This is a genomic window from Chryseomicrobium sp. FSL W7-1435, assembly GCF_038595005.1.
GTDB lineage: Bacteria > Bacillota > Bacilli > Bacillales_A > Planococcaceae > Chryseomicrobium.
In genome coordinates, this window is the sequence record NZ_CP151997.1 from 2,629,493 (window position 1) to 2,643,323 (window position 13,831).

Below are 13,831 nucleotides of genomic sequence, written 5' to 3' on the forward strand. Positions count from 1 at the left end.
TAGAGCAAGTAAACTGATTTGTACATCCGAAGTCGTTTTATGGAAACTAACTCAGCCCCAACCCCAAATGTCTCAAGCCCTTCCTAGCAAGGGCTTAGGTATCCTAAAAAATCATAAAGCCCCTCAGGACTCATTTCCTGAGGGGCTTCTTCATGGACACCATCACTCTTCACAAGATGGGTATGTCTTATGCGTTTGAATCTTTGTCTTTAAAGTTGCTTGCAAAGTTCTTCAAGAACTCCACATTCAATTCGATATCGTTTTCGTAAGCATACTTGATTCCGTAACCAAGCGCGAGCGTCAGAGAAGCGGCGACGCCTCCTCCGATTGCAGATCCTGCACCTGGCACGACCTTGACCGCTTGGCGGAAGATGCTCTTTCCGATGTTCCCAGTTAATGTAGCAATCGCAAGTTCTCGTGCGCGTTCTTTCGAAATTGGCTTGTCATATAACGTAGCGAGACGCACCATCAATCCCACCTGCACTCCTGTTAGCGGAACAATGTCAGCGCCTGGTAGTGGAACAGCTCCAATGAGCCCGGCTGAGGTGGAGGCTGCGATGATCCATCTATTTGCGACTCCGGATTTTGCTTTTAATTCTTTCGCGAAGAGTAGGTCCTTTTTTTTCGTCTGCAAAATATCCAAGATGGCATCTCGCAACTGCTGCATATTCTCTCCTGTACGAGACGAAATAGGTACGACTTTGAACTCATTGTTCGTGTTAGTTTTGATGTACTGGACAAGACTCGGAATGTCATCGGCAGCGTCAATTTTATTCAACACAAGAATAATTTCCTTGTTCGTCTTCTTAACGTCTTGAAGGGCCTTCTTTTCCCCATCTGACAAAACAGTTCCTGCAGCGTTCAAGAAGAACAACACGACGTCTGCCTCTTTATAGTATTTCAGCGTCTCTTCGGAATTACTCTTGTTGATATCATCAAGCCCAGGCGTGTCCGCAAACACAATTTTGTCTTTGTAAATGTAGCGCTTGATAGCTGTCGTCTCACCAGGGCGGGCACCGACTGATGCCACCTCTTCCCCCATGATTTGATTCACAGTAGACGATTTTCCTGCATTGACATCCCCAATGAGAACAAAGAGAATTTCGCTATCGAGTTGTGCATTAACTTCACGTACCTCTTTTTCATATAAATCATTAAATTCTTGTTCATTGAATTGCATACTTTCACTCCTCCACGTAAACGTTCTTCCCTTATTTACGTATGAGACTTGAAAAAGTTTCCTAGAGCAGTTGGTGACAGGTGTATGGGATATCTGCGGCAGCACTTTTTATTCTTCAATCGATTCTTCCAACCCCTTCAAAAGTATCTCAAAAGAATCAGCCACTACAAAGTCCTGATTACTATCTACGTCTATGTAGACAACTTGAGGCTCTCCGCCTTTTCTGTAATCCAGACAAACAAACGTTGGCGCTGTGTTCGAAAAAACCAGCAACTTATTTGACGGAAGTTCCCATTCCTCTATCATATAAGCAGAATCCTTCAGTCCGATCTGGGTGCCAATGCCTAAAATATGATCGACATTGATATGATTCTCTGCCCAAGAAGTCGCTTGTGAAACCGGATAAAATGGGCGAACTAACTGAAATCCATTGCGCTCTTTCAGTAATTTCTTATAGGTATCTGGAAGAACAAATCCGCTTTCTTGTTGAAAATCGGTTATCATTTCTTCCGTAAGTTTTCCCTTGTAATAAAAATCTTCTGCATCGTCTTCCCAAAGTTGAAATTTATTCATTTTCGACTCCCCTTAATTCATTAATTATTCGCCGTTTCTTCCTTCGCCCGCACAATATACTCAATGCCGTGTTCCCCCGTGATACGATAAAGTCTTCGCCGTTTATCATCTGTAACTAGCGGAGAATTCTCCAAAACCAATTTTTCTCCTTCTTTCGGAATAAATATGTACTGTCCATTCTCTTCAATTCCATATTCGTAGATAATTGTCTCCATATCTTTCATGTAAAGCGTGGTTTCTTCTCTCAGCTCCGTCACGTGGACGAACTCTTCATGGATTTGGATATAGCTGAGGCCTGATGCATATGTGAGGACACCTGCCACAATCAGCATACTTCCAACTGTGAAACAGATCGGTTTTGTTCGTTTGTACGCTAACAGCAATAAACTACCAATCAGTAGGATAGAGGCTGCTGATAAAAGATAATAGTTTAAAACGGGAAATGTCATTAAGATGTTTTGTGCATCGTGCCGAAACGTCGCTACTTGAATCATAGGTAGGAATAAGACAACAAGCGGTGCTGTCACCGTGAACAAGATGGCGAAAACACCAAAAATTGTTGTTGGGGATTTTTTATGTAACATATACACTTTCTCCTCTCAACTCTTGTTCTCTGTTTTACGGAAAAGAGAGGAAAAATTTCCCACTAATTACTTAATTTATTTTTATTCATTTATCTGTTCTATTGTTGCTCGCTTTCTTCTTTCGCCTTTTCCTCTTCCGCTTTTGCTAAGTAGTATGCTTCTTTTTCTTGATTGCCTCCTTTTTTAGCGTAGTCTGCTGCTAACTGGTAACTAAAGTAGTCACGTTGAACATAATTCATGCGGTATTCTGATAGCTCAGCCATCTCTAGCCATTTCTCGTCTGATTCGTACATACGAAAAATTATGTTTGTAACCAGTTGCGCATTGTAATAATACGGCTGCTTTTTTTCGTGGAAAGCAAGAACCTCTGCTTGGAACTGTTCGTTTCCTACTTCTGCTTCCGTTCTATTCATCAAGTCTTCTACCGTCTCATCTTCTGCTGCTAAATAGGATTTCAAATCTGTATGTGTATAGTTCAATTGCTCTTCTAAAACGGTTTCAAGATCAGAGGATTTTGTCAGGTTACTCAGAACTGTATGGACAGCTTCGTCCCCCTTCGTATAGAGAAAATGTTCTACGAGAAACTGGCTCATGATGTACTCTCCACCTGTCAATCGATCCGTGGCTTCTTTTTCAAACATTGCTTCTACATCCCATAAATCCATAGACTCCGCAAATGGCAGTGGGGCAAATCGATGGCCAAATGCTTCTGCCACTCCTTCATGGAACCACATTGGAACTTCTTTGTGATTGACATCTACCTCTTTCAAATAGTTGAACATGCGGTAATGCGCATATTCGTGTGTATACCCGTGCAAAATTCTATCGTCATCCAGGTTCATGTTCAAAAGTATAATTTGACTTGAAGAAATATACATGCCATTCGCACCTCTTAGCATAATATTCATTACTAAATTTGGTTCAATTGCATAAACAGTTACCTCAGGATAGTCTTTTGAAGCTGGTTCAAACCAAGCACTTGAGAGTTGGTCGATTCCATCTAGGTTTGGTTCAAATAGTTCCGTAATGCGCTCGGGTTGATCCGTATGTATGGTGACATGGTCATACTGAAAAGTCTCAAGTTGTTCTTTCTTATCACCTAAAGAGAGTTCAAAAATAGTTTTCATCCACCAGGACTGCACCGGTTGGGTATTCATTATTGTCCATGTGATAAAAAATGTGACAAACACCACCACTAGCTTAAGAATATTTTTTTTCATAACGTTCCTCGATTTCTTTTATCTTTATTAGGTATTTTTTTGGTACCTGTCCCACAAACAATTCCGCTATTCATCTTTATTCAACAAATATACAAGTTGAACCCGCATTGCTTCGTCGGAAAGTGGTTAAAGATAAATTGTGAGTGAATTGCGCGGGGGACAGGCACCTTTTGGGATATTTATGGAAAATCAATATGGTGTCATAAAAATAGCTCCAAGCCTCAGCTCAGAGCCGCACTACCTGATTTAATGTTCAAACTGGTTTCTTTACATGTTTTAAAATCAAAGCTACACCTATTGCAATCAAGCCGTTCAAGGTAACAAATAAAGAAGCCAAAACGTAATAAATAGCGCTCGGATCATACATCATAAAGGACATGATTAGCATAACCAAAGCCCCCATTGTGACCAAACTTCCAACTACTAAAAGCACCCATGCAAATTTCATAACGAGCACCTCTTTCTTTTAAGATACAGGTAGTGTTGTTAGAGAATTAGACTCTTCTTTCATCTAAATCGTTACACATAATTAGTAGGTAAAGTGGTTATTACCCAAATATGAGTAGTGCAGAAAGCATCAACGAAAATACCCACGCAACCGCAAGAATTGTTCCGACGGTAGAAGAAAGCTTGTCAGGGTTTCCAGCCTGGATGTCTCTAGCAATCCACAAAATCGTTCGGAAAAATAGGAATGTAAGTAGTAATGGCAATCCGAAGTAAAAGACGATGAGCTCTTCAATCAAGATTGGTTCCTCCATTGTGATTCTAATGTCTTCAATTGCCTCAAATGATGATTAAAATGCATATCTACTAATGCTAACCATTCGCTTGCATTTAGCCATCCGAATCCTCCATGCCGGACAGAAAGATGGGGATGATCAATTTCAATCTTCTCTTTCAAAACTTCCATTCGTTCATTTAAATTTTCTAAACGGACCACTAATTCTTCTTTAGTTTGGCTATTGTCAGGTGCTTGGTTCATTTCAGCAGGAAGTGTAATTTTTATTGGCGGAAAACCACCACGTTCAAAGAGTTCTTCTCCAAATTTAGATTTCCTCGTTTGGAGTTCCCCGTTGCCGGCTATGCACTCTTCTGCAGCGTCACAATATTCATGGGCCACAACAATACAATGATCATACACTTGTGTTATTGACCATTCACTAGTACTCGGATTGAAGCACAGTTGCTCATTCGGATAGTTTTGAACTTTGCTTATATAAGTCTTGATTAGGTTCATAGTATTCGCCATCTTCCTCTTCTCTTTATGGAGAAGAATTATGATATTCTGTTTATACCACTACACAATAGGAGGTGCTGATATGAAAGATAACTCGTGTGATACGACTTCGAGTTCTAAAGTACCAAAGAAGAAATCAGAAATTGTTGATGGACTTACCATCAAGTATCATGCCAGTGGGAAATCCGTTTGGTCGAAAGGCGCAGTTGTTGATGAAAAGCCTGAAGGATACTGGGAATGGTACCGAGTTGATGGAACAATCAAGCGATCTGGCCACTTTGAGTCAGGAGAACCCATTGGTGAGTGGATTACTTATGATTCAAATGGAGAAGTTTATAAAATCACTCAAAGAAATAAATAGCGTCTACAAAGTCCAAGAGATTTCTTAGGTTTTTTAATTTAAATCCCCTAAATAAACCTCAGTCTTCTTGGTGCTTTGGATTATTTCTACTATCGCGTTTGGATACACGCGAAAACTATGTAAATCAGTTATCGGAATCCACTCAATTCCAATTTGATCCGTGTCTGGTTGAATGGGTGAACCATTCACACTTTCATCGACAATACTGCACATGAAATAAAACTCGATTTGGTGAACGTCCTCATCAAAATGCGCAAATTCATGGTTTTTCCCGATGTATTCTCGAACATGAATCAGTTCATGTACTTGAACAGCCGCATCCAATTCTTCTAGACACTCTCGAATCACTGCATTTTCAAGAGTTTCTCCCTTATCTTGTCCTCCACCTGGAAAGATATAAAAGAAGCCTTCTTCATCTTGCTTTTTTATGAGCGCTATCTTGTTATCTGTTACAATGACAGCTTTTGCCGAATTTCTTATCCCCATGACATACTCCTTCTTACAATAGTTTCATCAAATCATTCTCCGGCAACCATTCCTCTATCACTTTGTTGATTTCGTTTAGATTCATATCAGGCGTTAAGACATTATCCAATTCCGTTAAACCCTCTGTGATCGCTTCTAGTTGCGCAATTTCCTCCTCCGACAATTGCTCCTTTTTATTCATAAATGAAACAATGTGAGCGGCTTGCTCAAAATAAGAAGTAGTCTCTAAATCGGTATACATATCGGATATATGAATTTCATTTAAGTTTTTCATAAGCGTTGTAAAATCATTTTTCACAGTAGCTGGTTGTGAAACATTTGCTTCTAGTATTTCCGCTGAAGAGGAAACAAGCGATACGAAATTTCCCGCTGCCTGCTGTTCAAGTTTTTGCGTAGTAGATATGTACAAATAGAGTGTGATACCTAGTGAAATAGCTAAAACGATATTAAGTAAGTAGGATAGTTTTTTCAGTGTTCTTCGTCCTTTGAAATGGAATGGATTCAACTTATTTAATCGTTTGTTTTGAGAGATTTGATTTCGCCTGTTTCTGGATCGACCATAAACTCTTGTACTTGTCCTTCGTCTCCAGCAGCAACTCGGTAGAACTCATCTTTAGTATCGAGGATTGGAATCGTCCTAAAATGACTTTCACGAATGGCTAGCGAATACTCTGCCTCCACTAGTTGTTGGGCTTCTCCGTAAGTGTATGCTGGCTTATAGAGTTCATAACTGACTAGAAACACTAGGATAGTTAGAAAAGAGATGCTTGCAAAACGAATGGCTGCTTTCGTTGTGAAGGCATCTACTAAATAGGGAGCTGTACCTCTATACGTCATGACTCCCGCTAAAATAAAGAAGGAAGATGAAAAATAAGCAAGTCCGGATATATTCAAATACTGCTTTGCATCTAGTATTAAATAAATAAAACAAGCTAGAGAAAATAAAATATGGCACGACAACACACTGTAATACTTTTTCTTCATCACGCATCCTTCTTTCAGCAGGTATTAAAGAAACGCCTCTTCTAAAATTTCCAACACTGGATAGGCCCCTTGAGATTTATTCGAACAGACTGTAATCGTTAGTTCTTGGCAAGGGTAATAGCCCGAATGAAAGCTGACACCAGGGTCGTAGTCCATCACATGGTATTTTTTCTCGCCAATTGAATCGCTGTCGATCCACACACCATATCCGTATGCGGTTTCCTCGTCTTCCCATGCATGGGGCGTCAACAAACGGTCTGTCCATGCTTTTGATAAAAGTTCATTCGCCATAAGTGCTGACCAGAAAGAATCCATGTCACCGGCTGTAACAAACGCGCCACCATCTGCTCCACCTTTTACTGGAACTGAATAGATGTTGGATTTCCACTTACCATCTGGGAAGTCGATATAGCCTAGAGCTGTCGAGGATGGAAGTTGATCAAGTTCAAAGTATCCTGAGTTTTCCATGCCTGCTAGTTGAAACACATGCTTTTGTACATAGTCCGCAAATGACATATCCGCTAGTTTTTCCACCACTAATCCTAAAAGGATGTAGCCTGTGTTGTTGTAATGAAATTTCTCGCCTGGAGTAGAAAGCATTTTTTCGTTTTCAAACAATGGAATGAAATCCTCAAGCTTCCGCATATGGTACATGGGATTTTGAATCCATAGTTCTTCAAAATCATCCATCACATCTTCATTGAAATAATCCGGAACACCAGATGTATGGGTCAACAAATGATGAATCGTGATGTCTTGTGCAAAGTGTGGGAATGTATGGTCCAGTAAGTCCATAAGTTTCGATTCAACGGATAGCTTGCCTGCTTCGACAAGCTGGAGGATGCTGACTGCTGTGAAGATTTTGCAGCCCGATGCGATCCCAAAGCGTGTTTCTGTATGATTTTGAATTTTTTCAGAGCGGTTTGCGTAGCCATAGCTCTCCTGAAGAACAATTATCTCTTCAGATGTGACCAGCAATGTTCCTGAAAATTCATTGGAAGTGATTGAGTTTTGTATTGTGTTCGTCATGAGATGTAACCTCAACTTTCTTCATCAGTTTTGTTGTGTTAGTTAAGAGTTCGGCAACTCCAATCGCAATGAGTCCATTGAAGAATATCAATGCGGAAGTCAATACCGTCATTCCTTTTTCAGAGTCATCGGAGAGCAAGGTCATGACAGTAAATAAAATGCTCGCTCCGCATACTAAGAACCCCATGGCAGCTAGTAGTCCTGATAGTTTCATGTAAATTCTCCTTAAACATGCTTCTCAAAAAACTCTAATGTCTTTTGAATAATAGTTTGCTGATCATTATCTAACGTCGCCACATGATAGCTTTCGGGCAGTTCAATTAACTCTTTATCTCGTGAAGCGATAGTTTCCAAGATTGTTTGACTATTAGAAGGTGGTACAACATGATCTTCTGGTGCTACGAAAATAATGGTCGGGCAGTGCACACTTGAAAGCCCTGACTTCACTTCTTCCATAAATGTGAGCAGTTGTTTCACAGCTGCGACCGGCGTCTTCTCATACGCCAATTCCACTACTCCAGGCTTCTTAATATCTGAACCAATGGCGTCCAAAAAGCGCATCTCTGGAGGTAACTGTTTGACCCCTACCATCGATGGAACTTCGATAGCGGCATTAATCAACGAAATCGCCTTTAAGTCCGGATGATGTTGCGCCATATAGAGGGTCAAAGTCCCGCCCATAGAAAGTCCGGTCATATAAATCGTGTCGCAGCGTTCTGCAAGCCAAGCGTAGGCTTCTTCAATTGAGTCCACCCAGTCTGAATACGTTGAGGACTCCATTTCTTCGTGGTGCGTGCCATGTCCTTTCAATCGCGGCATGGAAACCGTGTAACCTGCTTCAACAAATGCGTCTGCAAGAGGTTTCATACTTTGAGTCGTCCCTGTAAATCCGTGCGAAACTAACACGCCCTTTTTTCCACCTTCGTATGTAAATGCCTCTGCCCCTTTTAATACTTCAAATTGTGTCACGTTCAATTCCTCCCCCAAAATAATTGTGTGAATTTTCGTTTAATATCTTTAAAACCATCATACCTTTTCATTCTAGACGTTACAATAAATTTCCAAAGATACTAGTGATTCGCTAATTGTTTTGGTAGGATAGGAAAAAGACTAGGGGTGTGAACTAAATGCGTATACGAAGAGCTATCTTAGAAGATGCAGAACAAATCGCAAAAGTACATGTAGATTCTTGGAGAACTACCTACAAAAACATAATCCCTCAGGCCTTTTTAGATGGCTTGAGTTACTCAAAGAGAATCCCTCTTTGGGAAATGAATTTGAGTAGGCCGGAAAATTACGTACTTGTTGCTGAAAATGAGCATTCTCAAATTGTAGGATTTGCAGATACGAGTAAGCGAGCTGAAAATGTTCATCCAAATTCCTTAGACCTCACTTCAATTTATTTGCTTGAAGAGTACCAAGGACAAGGGATTGGCCGGGCCCTGCTTCAGGAATTGTTTGCTTACTATAAATCTCAGAAGGTAGAGAAAGTTTTCGTGGAAGTTTTGGCTGACAATAAAACGAAATATTTCTATGAAGCATTTGGTGCAAAACACCTTCGTGATATCGAAATTAAAATTGCAGGAAAATTACTTAAAGAAAGTATTTACGTGTGGAATCTAAGAGAGGATAGAATGACTTAGTAAACTTTTCGAGTCACTATATGAAGAGGTGGACACATGTCAAAGTATATAATTAAATTTTTCCTTGTCTTAATCATTAATATAATTCTAACGTTTGTATTGATGGGGATATTTGATGGTGGGGATTATGTAGAGACTTGGGTAGTGACCTTCAGCACAATCATTATTCTATTGTTGTCATTCCTAATTGCACTTATGTTTTATGTGATCGATTTGATCAAGAAAATATCTAAGTAATAAATCAATTTTGTAATCGATAATTCTCAAAAAAAATCCAAGTACAAATCCTCTTATCAGGACGTACTTGGATTTTAATTTGTCTTTCGTCGCTTCCAGATGATTCTTCCAACAAAATAAATACCAGCCAAAACAATCATCAAATAAACGAATGTAAATACTACATCTCCAATATTCACTACAGTTGTGCCCACGATTTAGTCTCCCTGCTTCACATTTTCTTTCATATCCATTAACAACACACCTAGAAATACTAATATGCTAAGTGTAAAAATAGCCGCTAATAGTTTCAAGTCCCCAAATGTTGCCTGTAAAAAGTCGGCGTACCTTGGAAGTCCAAGTGATGTAATGAATGGCATAATAATCAGTGCAGTGGCAAACCCCATTAGAAAATACCATTTCTTCTTCATCTCAATTCCTCCTCATTTGGTCGAATTTATTATGATTACCCTAATTACTTAAGATATGCCTCTATTTATTCAGTGATTTCTATTAAATGTTGATAATTATTTTCAAAAAAGTTTTCTAAGTAATCATGTAGAGGTGGATCGAACGAATAATAGGCTTCATCGGCTACCGCAATTCGCTCATAGAAAATCTCTTCGAACCCCATGTCTTGTTCAAGTTGTGTATAAACTGTCCATAACTCCAATCCGTGTTCATTCAAATTAGCCGCGTGCTTCTTTGCTCCGATTTCTTCCAAAGCTACAACGGTGTTCTTCAAGAACGTCTCCGGACCAAATTCTTTAAAACGGTCTTCAAAATGATTCAAGAAAGCTTCATGTCCACCCGACTCAAGCTCGGAATAATAAGAATAGGCATGCCAAGCTGTCTTTGTTACTTGTTTATCCCCACGCGTTTCATTCTCGACAATGGCTTCAATCGAAGCATTCCACCGGTCTTCTGGTGTTTCGAGTAGATCTTTCCGAAAAGCTAACTTTGTCCACATGTGCATAACTCCTTTTATTCTTGGATAACTTGTTTAGGACGGAACCGATGCCAAATTATGTGGATAATTAACATAAAATGTGTATCTTATTAGATACTTACAACTTCATTTTTTCTTCTGGTACATATCAATGACAACCGCTAAAACAATTATCACAACAACTGCAATTGCTAAAAAGACCATGTGTTCATTCCTCGTTTCTTGTACTACGGACTACTTCTACTAAAGTTCCCAAATTCCTTTTTATTTTTCAAAAAATGGTATACTGAAAGAAAGCAGGAAGGAGTGTAATCCATGTATATTTTAGGATTTTTACTAGCTGTACTGACCTTTGGTATTTTGGCAGACCTTCGCCGTGGAAGCTTTCGTTCTCGAAAAGCACACGACACTAATCCAAACAATGTAAAATCACCTGATGCTGCACATAATGCTTATAATACTTCCCATCATGAGACGTATATTCCGTAAGTATGTACATGTTTTATATGTTTTCTTCTATTGTATTTTTTATTGCTCTACTTGTATTACTATCTTATTTAATTATTCAATTCGCCCGAGGACCTAAGAACCCTATTACGCTATTCACTTTAATTTTACTCCTCATTTTATTAATCGTGACAATCTGGAGTATATTTGGCAATGCTAGTTTGCACTAAAAAACACGAACCCTATACAAGGATTCGTGTTTTTTTCTATTCGTCACTCATACGTTTTTTAAACAATACCGCTGAGACAATCACTGCCACTATTGCCCAGACTGCGAGCACCACTAGAGAGATTAGAATATCTGAAGTCGCCCCTACTGCACTGTTTTGCTCAAGCAAAATTAACTGAGCACTTGGCAACCATTGGAATATCTCAAGAATCGGATAGCGATCCGCAAACAACAATACTAATGGTCCAAATGAAAAGACGAGCATCACTGGAAGAATCCCAACAGAAGCTTCCATAACCGTTTTCGTATAAAGGCCTACAATCAAGCCCATCGCCAAGTAAAAAATTGTGGAAAGGACCAGTGCGATCCCCATTGCAAATAGGTTAGACGGCGTAAAATCAAGCATCCACATGCACATGCCTAAAATAACTACTGTGATGACAAACACAAGAGCACTTTTTCCAATCAGTACATCCGCTACGGATGCTGGCGACAACAATAAACTGCGCAATGTATTGTGTTCTTTCTCTTCTGCAATGAGACAGCTCTGAATAAACGCTGTAATCATCGCAAACGTCAGATTGATTGGTATGAACATGCTCTGCAAGTCCATGTCCCCTGTCATACTATATAGAAATGCTAGCGCTAATGGCATAAGCACCATAGTCGAAATCGCATAATTTCGGTAAAACTCTTTGTAATCTTTCACAAAAATCGCTTGGATTCTTTTCGCAGATACATTCATGATAATTCTCCCCCTGTCACGCGCATAAATAGATCTCCAAGTGTCGGTTCATTGGAATGAATACGACGAATACGTTGGCCCGTCGCCCAGTTTTTTAATGCATCCATCGTAGCCACTTCGTTCACTGGCAGTTCGTGTATTTCTCCACAAGTCAATTCGATTTCGATAATGTCAGTTCTGTACGCATTCTTCAATTCTTTTGGTGATCCACTTTCACGAATTTCTCCTTCATGTAAGAAGGCTACTCGGTGACATAAGGCCTCTGCTTCATGCATATCGTGCGTCGTCAGTAAAATCGTTGTCCCTTGAGCGTTCAATTTTCGTAATCCCTCGTGAATATGATGTGTATTTACTGGGTCGAGCGCTGATGTGGGTTCATCTAAAAAGAGAAGCTCTGGTTTATGAAGGATGGCACGAGCCAATGTGACGCGCTGCATCATCCCACGCGACAGTTGGGCTACTTTTTTCTTCTTGTTAGGTAAGAGGTTTACGAACTGAAGTGCTTCGTCCATTGCGGACTCTGGAAGCTCGTATAGATCACAGTACATTTTGAGGTTCTCTTCTATAGTAAGTCGTTTATACAACCCACTGTTATCCGTCAGAACGCCAAACCGTTTGCGATTTCGACTTTGCTTGATGTGTTCACCAGATTCTCCAAACACCTCAACAGTTCCAGAGGAAGGTTCAAGTTGTCCCGTTAAGAGTTTAATGATGGTCGACTTTCCAGCACCACTTGGCCCAAGTAATCCTAAAATCTCACCTGTCTGAATTTCTAGATCCACATTTCGTATTGCTTCAAATCGACTAAAGCTTTTCTTCACTTTTTCCATTTTAATGGTATCACTCATTCAAATGGCCTCCCTTATTGTTTTCTACACTGAGTGTATGAAAAGACAGAGAGGCCTGCAGTAGTTTTCACGTGAATAGCATCCGAAATTCGCTGAATGGTGGAAATTTCGACATGAATGGAAAGGATTATTTCCCAGGAAATATTATGATATGCCAAGAAGTTCTTTTAACAGACTAAGTTTGGCACGAGATATTGGCACCAATGTCGTTTTTTCGACATCCAATTTAATACTGTAACTATTTTTCGTCCAACTCACCAACTCACGCACTTTTTGTAAGTTTACAATGTAGGATCGATGACATCTATAGAATCCATAGTGCTGGAGCCTTGCTTCCAGTTCAGTCAATGTAAAAGAGCTTGTGTATGCTATGCCCGCTACATTGATATACACTGTCCCATCAATACTTTCTATATAATCGACTTCAGGAGGATTGAATAAAAGTGTTTTCTCTCGATGTTTCACTTGAATCTTATTGACCTTCAATTGGGTAGGTTCTTCATTGAGAGGGGCAGTGTCATCTTTGAATTCCATTTTATGGATTCCTCGTTCATCTAAGCGATAAATAGAGTCGGATACCGGCAACAAATCTTCTAAGTTGGTGCTTAAAAGTAAAATGGATTTTCCTTGGCGTTGCATACCTCTCAGTATCTGTTCAACGGCATAACGTCCCTCTAATTCGATTCGGTGAAAAGGCTCTTCGATGACAACCCAGTCCCCGGATGCACAAAATGCTCTGATAAAAGATAGGGTGTTTCGTTTCGTCTCAGATAATTTTTTCACCTTCATACGCGCTTCTGCTGTCAGATCAAATAGTTTTAACAGTTCTGAAATCGCCCAGTCTGTATCCGAGAGCTTTAAGTAATAATTTATCGTTTCTTGAACTGTTAGGTGGGGGTGATGTCCGTCTTGCACTTGATGAACATAAGCCACCCTCTGGAATTGGTTCATGAGAGAAGCTGCACGTTTCATATCCACTAACAGCCCTGTCGTACCATGTGTAAATGTATGTCCAGGAATCCACACTCTTTCTTTCTCCATCACTGTTGTTGACGTTAATGTCATAGTCTTCCCTCATTTTCATTCCGTCTGTTCCTTCT

Annotated in this window: 22 protein-coding genes; 4 read left to right on the plus strand and 18 right to left on the minus strand. The window is 39.9% G+C overall.

Annotated features, from left to right (window positions below; all coding sequences use genetic code 11):
- Nucleotides 1–187: 187 nt before the first annotated feature.
- The 7 genes from MKY84_RS13420 to MKY84_RS13450 all read right to left on the minus strand — a co-directional run bounded on the left by MKY84_RS13420 (nt 188) and on the right by MKY84_RS13450 (nt 4,806).
- Complete coding sequence (locus MKY84_RS13420; protein ID WP_342526684.1) at nt 188–1,180, minus strand: GTPase; 993 nt, start codon at nt 1,178–1,180, stop codon at nt 188–190.
- A 108-nt stretch (nt 1,181–1,288) separates the two neighbouring features.
- Nucleotides 1,289–1,753 (minus strand): SMI1/KNR4 family protein, encoded by a 465-nt coding sequence (locus MKY84_RS13425; protein ID WP_342526686.1) that lies wholly within the window; start codon nt 1,751–1,753, stop codon nt 1,289–1,291.
- 20 nt (nt 1,754–1,773) lie between these two features.
- A complete protein-coding gene (locus MKY84_RS13430; protein WP_342526687.1) occupies nt 1,774–2,337 on the minus strand; it encodes a hypothetical protein in 564 nt (187 codons plus the stop codon).
- A gap of 98 nt (nt 2,338–2,435) precedes the next feature.
- The gene (locus MKY84_RS13435) at nt 2,436–3,557 is read right to left on the minus strand and encodes a hypothetical protein (protein ID WP_342526689.1); all 1,122 of its coding nucleotides are present in this window, start codon (nt 3,555–3,557) and stop codon (nt 2,436–2,438) included.
- Between the two features lie 253 nt (nt 3,558–3,810).
- Complete coding sequence (locus MKY84_RS13440) at nt 3,811–4,005, minus strand: hypothetical protein (protein WP_342526690.1); 195 nt, start codon at nt 4,003–4,005, stop codon at nt 3,811–3,813.
- A gap of 100 nt (nt 4,006–4,105) precedes the next feature.
- Complete coding sequence (locus tag MKY84_RS13445) at nt 4,106–4,300, minus strand: hypothetical protein (RefSeq protein WP_342526691.1); 195 nt, start codon at nt 4,298–4,300, stop codon at nt 4,106–4,108.
- The gene (locus MKY84_RS13450; RefSeq protein ID WP_342526693.1) at nt 4,297–4,806 is read right to left on the minus strand and encodes a DinB family protein; all 510 of its coding nucleotides are present in this window, start codon (nt 4,804–4,806) and stop codon (nt 4,297–4,299) included. Before MKY84_RS13450 ends, MKY84_RS13445 begins: the two co-directional genes overlap by 4 nt.
- A 70-nt stretch (nt 4,807–4,876) precedes the next feature.
- Between MKY84_RS13450 and MKY84_RS13455 the strand changes: the two genes are divergently transcribed.
- The gene (locus tag MKY84_RS13455) at nt 4,877–5,155 is read left to right on the plus strand and encodes a hypothetical protein (RefSeq protein WP_342526694.1); all 279 of its coding nucleotides are present in this window, start codon (nt 4,877–4,879) and stop codon (nt 5,153–5,155) included.
- Between the two features lie 33 nt (nt 5,156–5,188).
- Here the strand turns inward: MKY84_RS13455 and MKY84_RS13460 are convergent, their stop codons facing one another.
- Genes MKY84_RS13460 through MKY84_RS13485 form a run of 6 tightly spaced genes read right to left on the minus strand, consistent with a single transcriptional unit; the run spans nt 5,189 to nt 8,623 of the window.
- Complete coding sequence (locus MKY84_RS13460; RefSeq protein ID WP_342526695.1) at nt 5,189–5,641, minus strand: NUDIX domain-containing protein; 453 nt, start codon at nt 5,639–5,641, stop codon at nt 5,189–5,191.
- 13 nt (nt 5,642–5,654) lie between these two features.
- Nucleotides 5,655–6,146, minus strand: coding sequence for a hypothetical protein (locus MKY84_RS13465; protein WP_342526697.1), 492 nt, complete (start codon nt 6,144–6,146; stop codon nt 5,655–5,657).
- Between the two features lie 5 nt (nt 6,147–6,151).
- The gene (locus MKY84_RS13470) at nt 6,152–6,625 is read right to left on the minus strand and encodes a hypothetical protein (RefSeq protein ID WP_342526699.1); all 474 of its coding nucleotides are present in this window, start codon (nt 6,623–6,625) and stop codon (nt 6,152–6,154) included.
- 24 nt (nt 6,626–6,649) lie between these two features.
- Nucleotides 6,650–7,654 carry a serine hydrolase gene (locus MKY84_RS13475; protein ID WP_342526701.1) on the minus strand — a complete coding sequence of 335 codons (1,005 nt, stop codon included), beginning with the start codon at nt 7,652–7,654 and terminating at the stop codon, nt 6,650–6,652.
- Entirely contained in the window at nt 7,617–7,868 is a 252-nt protein-coding gene (locus MKY84_RS13480; RefSeq protein WP_342526702.1) for a hypothetical protein, read from the minus strand. Before MKY84_RS13480 ends, MKY84_RS13475 begins: the two co-directional genes overlap by 38 nt.
- Before the next feature lie 11 nt (nt 7,869–7,879).
- Nucleotides 7,880–8,623 carry an alpha/beta fold hydrolase gene (locus MKY84_RS13485; RefSeq protein WP_342526704.1) on the minus strand — a complete coding sequence of 248 codons (744 nt, stop codon included), beginning with the start codon at nt 8,621–8,623 and terminating at the stop codon, nt 7,880–7,882.
- 158 nt (nt 8,624–8,781) lie between these two features.
- Here MKY84_RS13485 and MKY84_RS13490 point away from each other — a divergent pair, with 158 nt between their 5' ends.
- Nucleotides 8,782–9,297 (plus strand): GNAT family N-acetyltransferase, encoded by a 516-nt coding sequence (locus MKY84_RS13490; protein WP_342526705.1) that lies wholly within the window; start codon nt 8,782–8,784, stop codon nt 9,295–9,297.
- Nucleotides 9,298–9,333: 36 nt separating this feature from the next.
- The gene (locus tag MKY84_RS13495; RefSeq protein WP_342526708.1) at nt 9,334–9,534 is read left to right on the plus strand and encodes a hypothetical protein; all 201 of its coding nucleotides are present in this window, start codon (nt 9,334–9,336) and stop codon (nt 9,532–9,534) included.
- Between the two features lie 197 nt (nt 9,535–9,731).
- On the opposite strand, the gene MKY84_RS13500 is transcribed toward MKY84_RS13495, so the two are convergent.
- The gene (locus tag MKY84_RS13500; RefSeq protein ID WP_342526709.1) at nt 9,732–9,944 is read right to left on the minus strand and encodes a hypothetical protein; all 213 of its coding nucleotides are present in this window, start codon (nt 9,942–9,944) and stop codon (nt 9,732–9,734) included.
- Between the two features lie 65 nt (nt 9,945–10,009).
- The gene (locus tag MKY84_RS13505; protein ID WP_342526710.1) at nt 10,010–10,483 is read right to left on the minus strand and encodes a hypothetical protein; all 474 of its coding nucleotides are present in this window, start codon (nt 10,481–10,483) and stop codon (nt 10,010–10,012) included.
- A 294-nt stretch (nt 10,484–10,777) separates the two neighbouring features.
- Between MKY84_RS13505 and MKY84_RS13510 the strand changes: the two genes are divergently transcribed.
- Nucleotides 10,778–10,951 (plus strand): hypothetical protein, encoded by a 174-nt coding sequence (locus MKY84_RS13510; protein ID WP_342526712.1) that lies wholly within the window; start codon nt 10,778–10,780, stop codon nt 10,949–10,951.
- A gap of 224 nt (nt 10,952–11,175) precedes the next feature.
- Here the strand turns inward: MKY84_RS13510 and MKY84_RS13515 are convergent, their stop codons facing one another.
- The 3 genes from MKY84_RS13515 to MKY84_RS13525 form a co-directional block, all read right to left on the minus strand.
- A complete protein-coding gene (locus MKY84_RS13515; protein ID WP_342526714.1) occupies nt 11,176–11,883 on the minus strand; it encodes an ABC transporter permease in 708 nt (235 codons plus the stop codon).
- Nucleotides 11,880–12,731: an ABC transporter ATP-binding protein gene (locus MKY84_RS13520; protein WP_342526716.1), complete on the minus strand. Its 852-nt coding sequence runs from the start codon at nt 12,729–12,731 to the stop codon at nt 11,880–11,882. Before MKY84_RS13520 ends, MKY84_RS13515 begins: the two co-directional genes overlap by 4 nt.
- Nucleotides 12,732–12,875: 144 nt before the next feature.
- Nucleotides 12,876–13,796: a LytTR family transcriptional regulator DNA-binding domain-containing protein gene (locus tag MKY84_RS13525; protein WP_342526718.1), complete on the minus strand. Its 921-nt coding sequence runs from the start codon at nt 13,794–13,796 to the stop codon at nt 12,876–12,878.
- Nucleotides 13,797–13,831 lie beyond the last annotated feature (35 nt).